Below are 14,909 nucleotides of genomic sequence, written 5' to 3' on the forward strand. Positions count from 1 at the left end.
ATGGCCGACAGCGCCATGACCGCGACGTTCCTCGCCGTGATCGGCGGAGCGTCGCTGCTCGCCGTGACCGCGCGCCGGCTGCACCCCAGCGACCGGCTGCCGTCCCTGGAGGGCTGGGCGCTCGCCGACCGCAGCCTCGGCCCGGTGTGGACCTGGCTGCTGCTGGGCGGCACGATCTTCACCGCGTACACCTTCACGGCCGTACCGGGACTGGCGTACGGCAACGGCGCGGCCGCCTTCTTCGCGGTGCCCTACACGGTGATCGTCTGCCCGATCGCCTTCGTGCTGCTCAGCCGCCTCGGGGAGGTGGCCCGGCGGCACGGGTACATCACCGCCGCCGACTTCGTGCGCGGCCGCTACGGTTCGGCGCCGCTGGCCCTGGTGGTCGCGCTGACCGGGATCCTCGCGACGATGCCGTATCTGGCACTCCAGCTGCTCGGGATACGCGCGGTCCTGACCGCGGGGGGCGTCTATCCGCGGGGCGCGGCCGGTGATCTGGTGATGGTGGCGCTGTTCGCGGGCCTCGCGGTGGCCACCTACCGGCACGGACTGCGGGCGCCCACCGTGATCTCCGCGCTCAAGGCGGTCGCCGTCTTCGTCTCGCTCACCGCCGTCACCTGGCTGGTCCTGGAACGGCTCGGCGGACCGGGCGCCGTCTTCGACGGAGCCGCCGAACGCCTCGGCGGCCCGGCGCTGCTGATCTCCCCCGAGCAGCAGCCCTCCTACGCCACCCTCGCCCTCGGCTCAGCCCTCGCCCTGCTGATGTACCCGCACGTCCTGACCGCCGCCTTCGCCGCCGACAGCCCGCGCACCCTGCGCAAGGTCGCCGTGGCCCTGCCCGCCTGGACCGGGCTGCTCGCCCTCTTCGGGTTCCTCGGCATCGCGGCGCTCGCGGCGGGCGTGCGGGCACCGGAGGGCGGCGCCGAGACCGCCGTACCGATGCTGGTCGACCGGCTGATGCCGGGGCCGCTGGCCGGACTGGTGTTCGGGGCGATCACCGTGGGGGCGCTGGTCCCGGCCGCGGTGATGTCGATCGCGGCGGCCACCAGCTTCGTGCGCAACGTCTACGTCGAGTACGTGCACCCCACCGCCACGCCCAAGCGCCAGGTGCGCATCGCCAAGGCGGTGTCGCTGACGGCGAAGGTCGGCGCGGTCGCGTTCGTGTTCGGGCTGCGCGACCAGGACGCCGTCAACCTCCAACTCCTCGGCGGGGTCTGGATCCTGCAGATCTTCCCGGCCGTCGCCGTGGGCCTGTTCACCGGACGGCTGCATCCACGGGCGCTGCTCGCCGGATGGGGCGCCGGGATGCTGTCCGGCACCTACCTGGTCGTCCGCGAGGGGTTCTCGTCGGTCGGCACCGGCCCCTTCCAGATCTACGCCGGCCTCACCGCCCTCCTGCTCAACCTGACCGTCGCCGTGATCGGCACCGCGGTCCTCGAACGACTCGGCGTCCCGCGCGGCGCCGACCTGACCGATCTGCCGTCGCGCCTGTCCGTCGGCCGGCGCCCGGAGACGGGAGCGAACAACCCGTGAGACAGCACCTGAGACACACCACCTCCGTACCGGTACCGCTCGCCCCCGCGGCGACCGATCCGGCCGAGCTGGAACGCGAGGCCGGGGTGGCCCGGCTCTTCGAGCAGCACTACGCCTCGATGCTGCGGCTCGCCGTGCTGCTCGGCGCCGACGACCCGGAGAACGTGGTCGCCGAGGCCTACTACCAGATCTACCGCAAGTGGCGGCGGCTGCGGGACACCGAGGCGGCGGAGGCCTATCTGCGCTCCACCGTCTGCAATCTGACCCGGATGCGGATACGGCACCTCCAGGTCGCCCGCAGACATGTGGAGAACCCCCCTGCCCCGCTGGACGAACTCGTCGCCTCCGCCGAGAGCACCGCACTCCTCCACGACGACCAGCGCGTCCTCATCGACGCCCTCCAGCAACTGCCGCCCCGGCAGCGCGAGGCGCTGGTGCTGCGACACTGGCTCGGTCTGAAGGAGAGCGAGATCGCCTCCGCGATGGGGATCTCCTGCGGCTCCGTCAAGACGCACACGGCACGCGGCCTCGCCGCCCTGACCCAGGCGATGGAGGCCCGGCGATGAAGGACACGACCCCGGACCGCACCGAGCGGGAACTCCAGGAGGCGCTGGCCGCGTTGGCGGGCGGTGTGCACGCGGCCCCCGACGCCTATCGCACGGCACGCGGCGAGTGGCTGCGCCGTGAACGCCGCCGCCGGCTCGTCCTGGCGGTGCTCATCGCGGTCGTCTTCGCGCTGGCGACGCTGATCGGCCTGTGGGTGCTGAACCAGGCACCCTCGGACCCGGGGGTCATCTTCTCCGGTACGCAGGCGTCACTCCCCCGGTCCTCCCCCTGATTGTCGCCGGGGTTCACAGGGAACCCGCATTCCCGTGCCCCGTATCGAGGATTACGCCCTGATCGGCGACGAACAGACAGCGGCCCTGGTCGGCAAGGACGGCAGCGTCGACTGGCTGTGCCTGCCCCGCTTCGACTCCGCCGCCTGCTTCGCCAGACTTCTCGGCGACGAGGAGAACGGCCATTGGCGCATCGCGCCCAAGGGCGCCGACGGTGAGTGCACCCGCCGCGCCTACCGCCCCGGCACCCTCGTCCTGGACACCGACTGGGAGACCGACGAAGGCTCGGTGCGCGTCACCGACCTGATGCCGCAACGCCACCAAGCTCCCGACCTCGTACGCATCGTGGAAGGTCTCAGCGGCCGGGTCACCCTGCGCAGCACGCTCCGGCTGCGCTTCGACTACGGCTCGGTCGTGCCGTGGGTGCGCGAGTCCGACGGACACCGGGTGGCCGTCGCGGGGCCCGACTCGACGTGGCTGCGCAGCGAGCCCCCGGTACACACCTGGGGCGAACACCTCGGGACGCACTCGGAGTTCACCGTCGAGAAGGGCGAGAAGGTCGCCTTCGTGCTCACCTGGCACCCCTCGCACGAGCCGCGCCCTCCGCTGGTCGACCCGTACGAGTCGCTGGAGTCCAGCGTCACCGACTGGCAGGCGTGGGCGGCGCGCTGCCGCTACGACGGTCCGCACCGGGACGCCGTGGTCCGTTCCCTGATCACCCTCAAAGGGCTCACCTACCGGCCGACCGGCGGCATCGTGGCCGCGGCCACCACCTCACTGCCCGAGGAGCTGGGCGGGGTACGCAACTGGGACTACCGCTACTGCTGGCTCCGCGACTCCACGCTCACCCTGGGCGCCCTGGCGTCGTGCGGCTATCTGGAGGAGGCCGAGGCCTGGCGGGACTGGCTGCTGCGCGCGGTCGCCGGCGACCCGGCCGACCTCCAGATCATGTACGGCCTCGCGGGCGAGCGGCGGCTGCCCGAGTACGAGCTGCCGTGGCTGTCCGGTTTCGCCGGCTCCAAGCCCGTACGGATCGGCAACGAGGCCGTGAAACAGCTCCAGCTGGACGTGTACGGCGAGGTCATGGACTCGCTGTCGGTGGCCCGGCGGGCGGGGCTGCCCGCGAAACCGCACATGTGGTCCCTCCAGAGCGTCCTGCTGGACTTTCTCCGGGCCTCCTGGCGGCAGCCGGACGAGGGGCTGTGGGAGGTGCGCGGCGGCCGCCGCGACTTCGTCCACTCGAGGATCATGGTGTGGGTCGCCGCCGACCGCGCGGTGCGCGCCCTGGAGACCTACCCGGAGCTGAGCGGCGATGTGGACGGCTGGCGCGCGCTGCGCGACGAGGTGCACGGCGAGGTGTGCGAGAAGGGCTACGACCCCGAGCGGAACACGTTCACCCAGTACTACGGCTCGCGCGAACTCGACGCGTCCCTGCTGCTGATCCCGCGCGTCGGCTTCCTGCCGCCCGACGACCCCCGGGTCGTCGGCACCGTCGACGCGGTCCGCGCGGAGCTGAACCACGGCGGTTTCGTACGGCGTTACAGCGTCGAGGGGATGCCCGTGGACGGGCTGCCGGGCGGCGAGGGCGCGTTCCTGGCGTGTTCGTTCTGGCTCGCCGACGCGCTCCACATGACGGGCCGCACGAAGGAGGCACGGGACCTCTTCGAACGGCTGCTGGCGCTGACCAACGACGTGGGGCTGCTGTCCGAGGAGTACGACCCGGTGGGCGGCGTCCAGCTCGGCAACTTCCCGCAGGCGTTCAGCCACATCGGTCTGGTGAACACCGCCCTCGCCCTGTTCGGGGGCGAGGAGGCAGGATAGGAGCCATGGATCTTGGACTGAAGGACCGCGTGTACGTCGTCACCGGGGCCACGCGCGGCCTCGGCAACGCGTCCGCGCGTGAGCTGGTCGCCGACGGCGCGAAGGTCGTTCTCACCGGGCGCGACGAGAAGCGGGCCACCGACGCGGCGGCCGAGCTGGGGCCGAACGCGGTCGGGGTGGCCGTCGACAACGCCGATCCGGATGCGCCCGCACGGCTGATCGCGGCCGCGCGGGAGCGCTTCGGCGGCTTCGACGGCATCCTCATCAGCGTCGGCGGCCCGGCGCCCGGCTTCCTCGCGGACAACACGGACGACCAGTGGGCCACGGCCTTCGAGTCGGTGTTCCTGGGCGCGGTGCGGCTCGCCCGTGCGGCGGCGGCCGAGTTGGAGGCGGGCGGTGTCATCGGGTTCGTGCTGTCGGGCTCGGTGCACGAACCGATTCCGGGGCTGACCATCTCGAACGGGCTGCGGCCGGGGCTCGCCGGGTTCGCGAAGTCCCTCGCGGACGAGTTGGGGCCGCGCGGGATTCGGGTCGTGGGGCTGCTGCCCTCCCGTATCGACACGGATCGCGTGCGCGAACTGGACGGGTTGTCCGCCGACCCGGAGGCCACGCGTGCGGCCAACGAGTCGAGGATTCCGTTGCGGCGGTACGGGACTCCGGAGGAGTTCGGGCGCACGGCGGCATTCCTGTTGTCGCCGGCCGCCTCTTACCTGACCGGGATCATGGTGCCTGTGGACGGCGGCATGCGACACGGGTTCTAGATATCAACTGACCCTCTCCGCACGGTGCTTGACCGCCTTCATGCGGACCTCCGCCGGCAGTGACGCCAGGCCCGCCGAAGTGCGAGCGTGTGCCAGGGCCTCCGCCGTCAGGTGGCTCAGCGCCGTCCCGGGGTCCACGTGCGGTTCCAGCAGGAGCCGTACGCGGGCCTTCGGGGCGTTGCGCCTGCCCGTCAGCCGGACGTGGGCGTGGGACACGCCGTCCAGCTCGGTCGCCTCGTTGGCCAGCACGCTTTCCAGGGCCCGGCCCCGCAGCAGCGCGCCCTCGCCATCGCCGGTGTCCACCAGGACCTCGGTCAGACGGTGCCGGCGCAGGTTCGCGGTCAGCCACCACAGGGCGAGCAGGAGGAGGACGGCCAGTACGGCGAGGACGGTCGGCCACCACCAGCCGTGGTTCTCCCAGCGGGTGCGTTCGGTGTCGTCGAGCAGTACGTCGTGAGGGCCGTCGTGGATCCACCAGGACGGCGGGTTCAGCCCCAGCCCCACGGCCAGCACCGAACCGCCGACCACCAGCAGGACGAGTCCGGCCACACCGAGCACGACACGGTTGACGATCCGCAGCATCGGACTCACCCCTTCTTTCCCGGCCGCCGTACATGCACCGACAGTGCGGGCGGCCTGGCCAGACCCAGCCCGCTGATCGCCTCGGCCAGCGTGGCGTCCAGGTCGGCGCGTACGTCGTCCAGTTCGCGGAAGTGCGAGACCGCGCCGACGTCGGCCTTGGTGCGGGTCAGGCGTACGCGTACCGACTGGACGCCGGCGACCTCCACGGCCCGGTCGCGCAGGACCAGGGCGGCGGCCTCGCGGTGGAGTCCGGCGCGTACGTCGGTCATGGTGCGCCGCATCGGCAGGACGCGGCGCAGACCGGGGGTGGCGGCGAGGACGATCAGCCAGACGCCGAGGGCCGCGGCGATGCCGGCGCCGACGAGGACCCAGGTGTCGTCGAGGGGGCGTTCGGCGAGTTGCGTGGCCAGCTCTCGGCGCCAGCGCATGGCGGGCTGCTCGGCGCGGACCGCTGTGATGTCGTAGAGGAAGAATCCGGCGACCACCACGAGCAGCAGCGCGACGATGCCCGCGGGGACGCGCCGTGCCGACCAGAAACGGCCCTCCGCCGCGCCCTCGCCCTCCGGTACGGGTGGGAGTTCGTACTCCCCGGTGTCGGTGTCGGTCGTCTTCTCCAGCACCGGTAGTCGTTGTGTGGTGCCTTCCGTGCCCTGTGAGCCCTGGGGCTCGCTCATCGCGTCCTCCCCTGTGCCGGACCGTACGGCGGAGTCAGGTGCAGTCGCTCCACATGGACGACGACCTCCGACACCTCCATTCCCACCAACGCGACTACCCGCTCCCCGACATGACGACGCACCCGAGCACAGCGGGCGCCGATGTCGCCGGGGTAGCCGAGTTCGAGGTGGACACGGACACGGGCGGTCCGATGGTGGACGACGACCGTGGCGTGCGGGGGTGAGGCCCCCTCGGGGAGGCCGCCGATCGCCTCGCCCGCCGCCTGGGAGGCGATCTTCGCCACGACCCGGTCGGCGATCCGGGTCGCACCGCGCTCGCCGGGCGGGACGACGGTCAGCGGTCTGCGGAGCTCACCGGAGTCGGTGGTCACCTATGTCACCGCCGGTCACGGCGGCTGTCACGGGTACGGAAGAAGTCACCGAGCTCCAGGTCCCCCTCCAGAAACCGCCCGACGACGAAACCGATGGCGCCCAGGGCCGCCACCAGCAGGAAGGCACCGAACCCGCCGAAGTACCCGGCGAAGCCCAGCGCCATGCCGGCGATCATGCCGACCACGGCCATGCTCATCCTGCGCTCCCCTCAGCTCTCGCCGGACTCACTGGAGCCGGGACTCCGGCTCTTCGTCCTCTTCCTCGGGCAGCTTCACATCGCTCACCGCGATGTTGACCTCGACGACCTCGAGGCCGGTCATCCGCTCCACCGCCGCGATCACGTTCTCCCGTACGGCGTGGGCCACCTCGTTGATCGACACGCCGTAGTCGACGACGATCTCCAGGTCGAGCGCGGTCTGCACCTCACCGACCTCGACCTTCACGCCCCGGGTCACGGACTTCGCCCCGCCCGGCACCCGGTCCCGCACGGCCCCGAAGGTGCGGCTCAGCCCACTGCCCATCGCGTGCACGCCGACCACGTCCCGGGCGGCCAGCCCGGCGATCTTCTCCACGACCCCGTCGGCGATGGTGGTGCGTCCGCGCGTCGCCGGGTCACCTCCACCGCGCTTGGTGGGCTTGCGCGGCTGCACGCCGGTCTCCACCTCGGGCGTCTGCGTCATGTCAGTCATCGCCGTACATCCCTTCTGATCGTCCTCCTTCGACCACCGTAAGCGGGGTTACGTCGTTGCGCGCCGTCGATGCGGCAGGCTGGAGCAATGACGGCGGACCGGTGGGCGCAGACAGTGCGGCATCAGCTGGGGCTCGGCAGGCTGCTGCCGCTGGGCGGCGCGCACGACGGCGCGTGGATCGCGGAGGAGGCGGCCGAGGCGGTGCTGCGGCGTGCGGTACGGGAGCTGCGCGGCGTACGACTGGACCGGCTGCGGATCTCCCTCACCGACCCGGAGGACGTGCACGACCCCGTCGTACCGCCTCCGCCCAGTGCGCTGCCGCCGGGCCCCCTGCGGGTGACGGCGGAGTTCGCGGCGACGGCGGACGAGCCGCTGCCAGCCGCGGCGGCCCTCCTGCGCACCGCCCTGTCGACCGCGGCGACGGAACGGCTCGGTCTGACGGTGACCGAGGTCGACCTGCGGGTGACATCCCTGCTGGACGAGGAACCGGAAGCCGGTCCCGTACGGCGGCCGGAACCGGCGTCGGCCGAGCCGGCCGGCGATCCCGCGGCCGCCGCGGCGCTGTCGGTGCCCGGTGTCACCGGGCTGACCGCCGCGCTGGGCCGTGCGGTGCAGGTCGAGGAGCGGCAGGGCGAGACGGCCCTGCCGCGGCGCCACGTCCGGGTGGAGGTGGCGGTGGACGCGGAGCGCCGGGCGGTGGATGTCGCCCGGGCGGTCCGCCGAGAGGTGGGAAAGGCGATCCCCGGTCACCCGACGGTGGCGGTGCTGGTCACCGCCGTCGGATGAGGGCTCACTCGCCCACGCCGGCCAGGTCCCGCAGACGGCGCGTCTGAGCGGCACGCTCGGCGGCGCGCTGCTCGTCGTAGGTGCGGTCCTGCGCACCGCGCAGCAGGGCCTTCGTCTCGATGACGGCGTCCCTGGGGGCGGCCAGCAGTGCCGCGGCCAGGTCCTGGACCGCGCCGTCGAGCTGGTCGAGCGGTACGGCGATGTTGGCGAGGCCGGTGTTCACCGCTTCCTCGGCCAGCACGAAGCGCCCGGTGGCGCAGATCTCCAGCGCCCGGGCGTAGCCGACCAGCGAGACGAGCGGGTGCGTGCCCGTGAGGTCCGGGACCAGGCCCAGGCTGGTCTCGCGCATGGCGAACTGCACGTCGTCGGCGACGACGCGAAAGTCGCAGGCGAGCGCGAGCTGGAAGCCCGCCCCGATGGCATGCCCCTGGACGGCGGCGATGGACACGACGTCACTACGCCGCCACCAGGTGAAGCCCTCCTGGAACTCCGCGATGGCAGCGTCGAGTTCGGCGTCACCACTGCGGGCGAGGTCGATGAACGACGGCTCGCCCTCGATCCCCTCCGGCGTGAACATCTGCCGGTCGAGCCCCGCGGAGAAGGACTTGCCCTCTCCACGCAGCACGACGACACGGACGGAGCCGGGCACGAGCCGACCGGCCTCGGCGAGCGTGCGCCACAGAGCGGGGCTCTGCGCGTTGCGCTTGGCGGGGTTGGTCAGCGTCACCGTGGCGAGCGCGTTGTCGACGGTGAGCCGTACGCCGTCCTTGTCGAGCAGGGGAACGAGTTCCTGGCCCATGGGGCGCCTCCGATGAGTGCGGTCATCCTCCGTGCCACATGGCACGGCTAAGTGACTGCACAGTAACCACCCGGACGATCGGACGACCGACCGGGTGGCCACCATCGAAAGCCGAGGGGCCGCCCGGAATCAGGACGACGCGGCCTTCTTGCCCCGGGTCGCGCCGCCACGCCCACGGAGCGTGACGCCCGACTCGCTGAGCATCCGGTGTACGAAGCCATACGAGCGGCCGGTCTCCTCGGCCAGCGCTCGGATGCTCGCACCGGAGTCGTACTTCTTCTTCAGGTCTGCCGCGAGCTTGTCGCGCGCGGCGCCGGTTACCCGGCTGCCCTTCTTCAGAGTCTCGGCCACCCGTGCCTCCTCATGGGAAGTGCGCTCTGGTCCCCTCATGATCACCCCTCCGGGGCTTCATGGCCACCCATTCGGCAAGGTCCGTAAGACAAGGTTGTGACGACAGGAGCGCATCCCCACATACGGAATCTGTGATTCCGCAGGGAGTCGTTCGTACCGCCGAACGGGTTCTTTTGTGAAGTGCCTGGTCAGAGACGCAGCGCGGCCGAGCCCTTGTCGATAAAGGGATCGGCCGCGAATTGGATGTAGGACACACCTCGGTACGAGGAGATCTCACACAGATGATGGATCACCGGTAGGCCGAATGATCCATACCTAGTTGATCAACCGTTCGATCAAGCGAGGGCGACGAGGTCCGCGTAGTCGGAACCCCACAGATCCTCGACCCCGTCCGGCAGCAGAATGATCCGCTCCGGCTGGAGCGCCTCGACGGCGCCCTCATCGTGGGTGACCAGGACGACCGCGCCCTTGTAGGTGCGCAGCGCGCCGAGGATCTCCTCACGGCTGGCCGGGTCGAGGTTGTTGGTGGGCTCGTCCAGAAGCAGCACGTTCGCCGAGGAGACGACCAGGGTGGCGAGGGCCAGACGGGTCTTCTCACCGCCGGAGAGGACCCCGGCGGGCTTGTCCACGTCGTCGCCGGAGAACAGGAAGGAGCCCAGCACCTTGCGGACCTCGACCAGGTCCAGGTCGGGGGCGGAGGAGCGCATGTTCTCCAGGACCGAGCGCTCCGGGTCGAGGGTCTCGTGCTCCTGGGCGTAGTAGCCGATCTTGAGCCCGTGGCCGGGGACGACCGCGCCGGTGTCCGGCTGCTCGGCACCGGCGAGGAGCCGGAGCAGGGTCGTCTTTCCGGCGCCGTTGAGCCCGAGGATGACGACCCTGGAGCCCTTGTCGATGGCCAGGTCGACATCGGTGAAGATCTCGAGGGAGCCGTAGGACTTCGACAGGCCCTCGGCCGTCAGCGGGGTCTTGCCGCAGGGCGCGGGGTCGGGGAAGCGGAGCTTGGCGACCTTGTCGGAGACCCGCACCGCGTCGAGCCCGGCGAGCAGCCGGTCGGCGCGCTTGGCCATGTTCTGCGCGGCGACCGTCTTGGTGGCCTTGGCGCGCATCTTGTCGGCCTGGGAGTGCAGCGCGGCGGCCTTCTTCTCGGCGTTCTGCCGCTCGCGCTTGCGGCGCTTCTCATCCGCCTCGCGCTGCTGCTGGTAGAGCTTCCAGCCCATGTTGTAGACGTCGATCTGGGCGCGGTTGGCGTCCAGATAGAAGACCTTGTTGACGACCGTCTCGACCAGGTCGACATCGTGGGAGATCACGATGAAGCCGCCGCGGTACGTCTTGAGGTAGTCGCGCAGCCAGACGATCGAGTCGGCGTCGAGGTGGTTCGTGGGCTCGTCGAGGAGCAGGGTGTCCGCGTCCGAGAACAGGATCCGCGCCAGCTCGATACGGCGGCGCTGACCACCGGAGAGCGTGTGCAGCGGCTGGCCGAGCACCCGGTCGGGCAGGTTGAGCGCGGCGGCGATGGTGGCGGCCTCGGCCTCGGCGGAGTACCCGCCCTTGGTGAGGAACTCGGTCTCCTGGCGCTCGTACTGCCGCAGGGCCTTCTCACGGGTGGCGCCGCTGCCGTTGGCGATCCGCTGCTCGTTCTCGCGCATCTTGCGGATCAGGACGTCGAGACCGCGCGCGGAGAGGATCCGGTCGCGGGCGAGGACGTCGAGGTCGCCGGTGCGGGGGTCCTGCGGGAGGTAGCCGACCTCGCCGGAGCGGGTGATGGCGCCGCCGGCCGGCTGGCCCTCGCCGGCGAGGCACTTGGTGAGAGTGGTCTTCCCCGCCCCGTTGCGGCCGACCAGACCGATGCGGTCGCCCTTGGCGACACGGAAGGTGGCGGACTCGATGAGTACTCGGGCGCCGGCGCGCAGCTCGATACCGGAGGCGGAGATCACGGACAGACTCCAGGGCAGGTTGTTTGGCGGTCGGGCGGCTGAGGACGTTCCCGCCGTCTAATGCGCGAGGAGAATGGCCATGGGCCAAGTCTAACGGGACCGTGCAACCACTTTTTCTGAGTTCGGGTGTTCGATGGCGCACTGTGTGGTGTCCCTCGTTCGGGTGAGCGCCCGGGGCCGCGTCCCGGGCACGGGGCGACGATGGCCCCATGCAGTTCGACGACGACGCCCAGCTGGACACCTCCGAGGTCCAGGACGTGCGCGGCAGCCGCATCCCCGGGGGCAAGGCGACCGTGGGCGGCGGCATCGCCGGGCTGATCGCGGATCCAGGAGCGGTTCCAGGGACGGGTGACGCCGGAGTCGTCGACGCACGGGTCGGCGGCGCAGCGGCAGCTGCGGTTCCACCAGGGGTTCGAGACCGGCGACATGGCCCGGTGCAACACCTTCCGCTGAGCTGTCCCGGCGGTGTTCCGGCTGGTCGGGCGCTGTTGTCAGTGGTCGCTGCAAGACTGGTGGCAGGTTCGGATTCGCGGCATTTGATCACAAGGGAGTGATCGGTATGGCAGGCACGAGCGGTGGGCGGCCCAGCATCTGTCCGACGCTGCTGTACGCGGACGCCAAGTCAGCGGTCAAGCAGCTCACGGAGGCTTTCGGCTTCTCCGAGCTGGCGGTCTACGAGGGCGAGGACGGCAAGGTGGCGCACGCCGAGCTGGCGCAGGGCAACGGCGTGATCATGCTCGGCTCGAAGGGCACCGGCAGCAAGTTCGACGCCGCCATGAAGGACGCCGGCACCACCGGGGTGTACGTCGTCGTGGACGACGTCGACGCACACCACGGACGGGCGGTGGAGCAGGGCGCGGAGATCCTGATGCCCCCGACCGACCAGGACTACGGATCGCGGGACTACATGGCCCGGGACCTCGAGGGCAACGTGTGGAGCTTCGGGACGTACGCACCCGAGATCACGGCCTGACCCGCGTCAGCTGCCCCCCGTGTGCACCTGGAAGGCCGCCCGGCGGACCGCCTTGGCCAGCGCGGGGTCGGGGTGGGCGGCGGCGAGCGCGACCAGGACCTGCACCGTGCGGGGGTGACCGACGGCGCGCACCTCGTCGAGCAGCATGGGCACGGTCGGCTGCACCGCGGACTCCAGATGCCGCACCAGCAGCGGGGCCTCCCCGTGGTCGGCGACGGCGGCGGCGGTGTCGACCCACAGCCACGTGGCCTCCTCCCGGGTGAGCACCTCGTGGGCGTCCTCCGGGTCGGCGCCGTCGTGCACGGCGAGCCACAGCAGGGCGTACGGCCGCAGGGTCGGCTCGTCGGCCACCGCGCGCACATCCGGTTCGGCGGGGGCACCGACGACCCGCAGCGCCTCGAAGGCGAGGCCGCGCAGCAGGGCGTCCTCGCCGCGGGCGGCGCCGAGGAGCTCGGTGACGGCGCTGCCGACCGGGCGGGCGGCGAGCCAGGCCCGGTACTCGTCGCGGGCCGCCTTGGGGCGGAGCTGGGCACAGCCGCGGAGCATCTCCTCGGCGACGGCCTCGATGTTGCCGGCGGGGCTCTGCGCGGCGACGCAGATCTGCTCCAGCTTGACCCAGACCGCCCAGCTGCCGAGCGGGGTCAGCGTGGCCTGCGCGTCGCCGTAGGTGAGGGCGCCTACGGAGGCGAGGGCGCGCAGGGACCAGTCGAGGAGCGGGTCGAGCGGGGTGTCCCGGGGCTGTGCGTGGTCCGGGTCGGGCTGCGGACCGTAGGGGATCTCGCACCGTTCGGTGCGCAGTTCGGTGACCCGCTGCTCCAGGAGGTCCAGCAGTTGCTCCACGGGCACGGGCCCGGCGGACAGCTGGAGGAAGGAGAGCACCTGCGGCATGGCGGAGACGACCTCGGCGACCGTGGCGCCCTCGTGCTCCGCGGGTTCCGGGTGGGCGAGCGACCAGGCGTCGAAGAGGGCGACCCAGCCGCGCAGGACGGCGCTGTCGTCGCGGTCCCAGGCGCGCAGGCGCCAGCCGGGGCGGGCGCTGTCGCCGTGCACCTCGACCAGGCCGGCGAGCCGGGCGGTGTCCCACTCGGCACGCACCTGAGCCGTGCTCAGGCCCAGAGAGGCCGCGGCCCGTTCGGCGCTGGCGTCGGACAGGGCGGCCTTGCCGTCGTGCTGCCCGGCGTCCCGGCCGGGGCCCAGGGCGGCGTCGGCCCAGTGGGCGACGCGGGCGGCGCCGGCCAGTAGGGAGCGCGCCATTCTGGCCAGCTCGGCCTGGGCCGGGGTGCCCTCCGGGGGGCGGGGTGCAGGGCGGCGCGAGGGCCGCTGGGTCATCGCTCGGGGGGCGGCGGCCAGGGGTCGCGGTCGGACGAGTCGAAGCCTGGAGTCGCGCGGGATACGGGACGTCACGGGTGCAGTCTTCCGGTTGACGGTCCGAAAACCCAAACGGAATGTAACGGCGGGCTACGGGGATGGCCAACGCAGGGGTCCCGGCGGGCGGCCGGGGAACGGAAACTGGCCAGTGGTACGCCCTTAAACGGAACCGGTGGATGTGTCTGCCGGGTGCCGTCGGCGGCCGTTACATCAGCGGGGTCAGAAAGCGGCGGAGCGCCTCTTCGTACCCCGCGGGGTCGGCGTTCCACATGGCTCCGTGCGGAGCGTGCCGAACGGTGTGGAGGGCGATCAGGTTGGGGCGGGCGGCGGCGAGACGGCGCGAGAGGGTCCAGGGGGCGATCGTGTCGTCGGGGCCGTGGACGATCAGGGTGGGCACCTTGAGGAGGTCCGGGTCGGCGCCCTCGGCGGCGGCGTCGGAGTGCAGTCCGGTGCGGCCCTGGGCGGCGCGGACGGCGAGCGGCAGCAGGGCGCCGGGGGTGCGGCGGGCGCTGGCGAGGGCGCGCAGGGTCGTCTGCCAGCTGAGGACCGGGGAGTCCAGGATCAGCCCGGAGACGCGGTCGCGGACCCCGGAGTGGGCGGCGGCGCGCAGCGCCATGGTGGCGCCGGTGGACCAGCCGTGCAGGACGACCTTCTTGGCGCCGTGGCGGACGGCATAGCGGATCGCCGCGTCCAGGTCGCGCCACTCGGTCTCGCCGAGGTGGTTGAGGCCGTCCGGTGGGCGGGGCGCGCCGAGGTCGCCGCGGTAGGCGAGGGCGAGCACCGGGAAGCGGCGGCTCGTGAGGAACTCCATGACGTTCAGGGAGAGTTCACGGGTGGTGCCGAGGCCGTGCACGGAGATGACCCACGTACTCCGTATGCCGGGGACGAACCAGGCGGGCAGGGTGCCGAGTTCGCCCGGGATCTCGACGTCCTCGTGGTCGAGGCCCAGGGCGGATCCGGGGTCGCCGGTGTGGGTGTTCGGGGTGAACCACACCTTGTCGCCGGGTCGCAGGGTGCCGTGTGTGACACGCTCCAGGCGGCGTACGACGGTGTCGGCGGAGTGGGACGCGGTGCCGAGGACGGGGCCGACGACCGCGTGGGTGGTGTCGCCGCAGAGGCCGTAGGTGCCGGGGCGCAGGGCGGACAGGTCCCGGGTGAGCGCGACCTGGCCGACGGCCGTGGCGTGCACGGTGAGCCGGGGTTCGTTGGGCAGGGGACGGCCCGGGGGCGCCTTCAGCGCGGCGTCGCTGGCGAGTCGTCCGGCGGCGACGCTCGCGGCTCCGGCGGCCAGGGCCATGGTGACGGCTGCGGCCGTCGCTTTGACAGTGCGCACCCGTCCAGTGTCCTGGCGGACCCGGTCACGGGCCAGTGGGAGGGCGATTCGGAGTGACGCGGGACAGTTCGCCACCGCCGGGCCCGGTCCTTGCCCG

General features: G+C 72.0%; 17 protein-coding genes and 1 pseudogene. 8 read left to right on the forward strand and 10 right to left on the reverse strand.

Annotation, left to right across the window (positions count from 1 at the left end; all coding sequences use genetic code 11):
- Genes OHU89_RS12990 through OHU89_RS13010 form a run of 5 tightly spaced genes read left to right on the forward strand, consistent with a single transcriptional unit; the run spans position 1 to position 4,951 of the window.
- The gene (locus OHU89_RS12990; RefSeq protein ID WP_405642531.1) at positions 1-1,533 is read left to right on the forward strand and encodes a sodium:solute symporter; all 1,533 of its coding nucleotides are present in this window, start codon (positions 1-3) and stop codon (positions 1,531-1,533) included.
- Entirely contained in the window at positions 1,530-2,099 is a 570-nt protein-coding gene (locus OHU89_RS12995) for an RNA polymerase sigma factor (RefSeq protein WP_405642533.1), read from the forward strand. Before OHU89_RS12990 ends, OHU89_RS12995 begins: the two co-directional genes overlap by 4 nt.
- Positions 2,096-2,371 (forward strand): hypothetical protein, encoded by a 276-nt coding sequence (locus OHU89_RS13000; RefSeq protein WP_266894247.1) that lies wholly within the window; start codon positions 2,096-2,098, stop codon positions 2,369-2,371. The genes OHU89_RS12995 and OHU89_RS13000 overlap by 4 nt, the downstream gene beginning before the upstream one ends.
- Positions 2,372-2,405: 34 nt before the next feature.
- On the forward strand, positions 2,406-4,190 hold the full coding sequence (locus OHU89_RS13005; protein ID WP_405642535.1) for a glycoside hydrolase family 15 protein: 1,785 nt from the start codon (positions 2,406-2,408) through the stop codon (positions 4,188-4,190).
- Between the two features lie 5 nt (positions 4,191-4,195).
- Entirely contained in the window at positions 4,196-4,951 is a 756-nt protein-coding gene (locus OHU89_RS13010; protein WP_405642537.1) for an SDR family oxidoreductase, read from the forward strand.
- A 3-nt stretch (positions 4,952-4,954) separates the two neighbouring features.
- On the opposite strand, the gene amaP is transcribed toward OHU89_RS13010, so the two are convergent.
- Genes amaP through OHU89_RS13035 form a run of 5 tightly spaced genes read right to left on the reverse strand, consistent with a single transcriptional unit; the run spans position 4,955 to position 7,268 of the window.
- Entirely contained in the window at positions 4,955-5,533 is a 579-nt protein-coding gene (amaP, locus tag OHU89_RS13015) for an alkaline shock response membrane anchor protein AmaP (protein ID WP_405642539.1), read from the reverse strand.
- 5 nt (positions 5,534-5,538) lie between these two features.
- Complete coding sequence (locus tag OHU89_RS13020) at positions 5,539-6,207, reverse strand: DUF6286 domain-containing protein (protein WP_405642541.1); 669 nt, start codon at positions 6,205-6,207, stop codon at positions 5,539-5,541.
- Positions 6,204-6,578 (reverse strand): hypothetical protein, encoded by a 375-nt coding sequence (locus OHU89_RS13025; protein ID WP_405642543.1) that lies wholly within the window; start codon positions 6,576-6,578, stop codon positions 6,204-6,206. Before OHU89_RS13025 ends, OHU89_RS13020 begins: the two co-directional genes overlap by 4 nt.
- Before the next feature lie 5 nt (positions 6,579-6,583).
- Entirely contained in the window at positions 6,584-6,775 is a 192-nt protein-coding gene (locus OHU89_RS13030; protein WP_046257709.1) for a hypothetical protein, read from the reverse strand.
- Positions 6,776-6,803: 28 nt separating this feature from the next.
- The gene (locus OHU89_RS13035; protein WP_046257708.1) at positions 6,804-7,268 is read right to left on the reverse strand and encodes an Asp23/Gls24 family envelope stress response protein; all 465 of its coding nucleotides are present in this window, start codon (positions 7,266-7,268) and stop codon (positions 6,804-6,806) included.
- Positions 7,269-7,355: 87 nt separating this feature from the next.
- Between OHU89_RS13035 and OHU89_RS13040 the strand changes: the two genes are divergently transcribed.
- A complete protein-coding gene (locus OHU89_RS13040; protein ID WP_405642545.1) occupies positions 7,356-8,054 on the forward strand; it encodes a nucleopolyhedrovirus P10 family protein in 699 nt (232 codons plus the stop codon).
- A 4-nt stretch (positions 8,055-8,058) separates the two neighbouring features.
- On the opposite strand, the gene OHU89_RS13045 is transcribed toward OHU89_RS13040, so the two are convergent.
- The 3 genes from OHU89_RS13045 to OHU89_RS13055 all read right to left on the reverse strand — a co-directional run bounded on the left by OHU89_RS13045 (position 8,059) and on the right by OHU89_RS13055 (position 11,138).
- Positions 8,059-8,853 (reverse strand): enoyl-CoA hydratase/isomerase family protein, encoded by a 795-nt coding sequence (locus OHU89_RS13045; protein WP_266894231.1) that lies wholly within the window; start codon positions 8,851-8,853, stop codon positions 8,059-8,061.
- A 129-nt stretch (positions 8,854-8,982) separates the two neighbouring features.
- On the reverse strand, positions 8,983-9,204 hold the full coding sequence (locus tag OHU89_RS13050; protein ID WP_004002281.1) for a helix-turn-helix domain-containing protein: 222 nt from the start codon (positions 9,202-9,204) through the stop codon (positions 8,983-8,985).
- 335 nt (positions 9,205-9,539) lie between these two features.
- Positions 9,540-11,138: an ABC-F family ATP-binding cassette domain-containing protein gene (locus OHU89_RS13055; protein ID WP_266894229.1), complete on the reverse strand. Its 1,599-nt coding sequence runs from the start codon at positions 11,136-11,138 to the stop codon at positions 9,540-9,542.
- A 321-nt stretch (positions 11,139-11,459) separates the two neighbouring features.
- Here OHU89_RS13055 and OHU89_RS13060 point away from each other — a divergent pair.
- Both OHU89_RS13060 and OHU89_RS13065 read left to right on the forward strand, forming a co-directional pair.
- A pseudogene (locus tag OHU89_RS13060) lies at positions 11,460-11,591 on the forward strand (neutral zinc metallopeptidase); the annotation flags it as partial.
- 106 nt (positions 11,592-11,697) lie between these two features.
- Positions 11,698-12,111 (forward strand): VOC family protein, encoded by a 414-nt coding sequence (locus OHU89_RS13065; RefSeq protein WP_405642548.1) that lies wholly within the window; start codon positions 11,698-11,700, stop codon positions 12,109-12,111.
- A 6-nt stretch (positions 12,112-12,117) separates the two neighbouring features.
- Here OHU89_RS13065 and OHU89_RS13070 read toward each other — a convergent pair whose 3' ends face one another.
- Positions 12,118-13,515: a hypothetical protein gene (locus tag OHU89_RS13070; protein ID WP_405642550.1), complete on the reverse strand. Its 1,398-nt coding sequence runs from the start codon at positions 13,513-13,515 to the stop codon at positions 12,118-12,120.
- 169 nt (positions 13,516-13,684) lie between these two features.
- Positions 13,685-14,812: an alpha/beta hydrolase gene (locus tag OHU89_RS13075; protein WP_405642552.1), complete on the reverse strand. Its 1,128-nt coding sequence runs from the start codon at positions 14,810-14,812 to the stop codon at positions 13,685-13,687.
- Between the last annotated feature and the right edge of the window lie 97 nt (positions 14,813-14,909).

Source organism: Streptomyces sp. NBC_00019 (genome assembly GCF_045041015.1).
Taxonomy (GTDB): Bacteria; Actinomycetota; Actinomycetes; order Streptomycetales; family Streptomycetaceae; genus Streptomyces.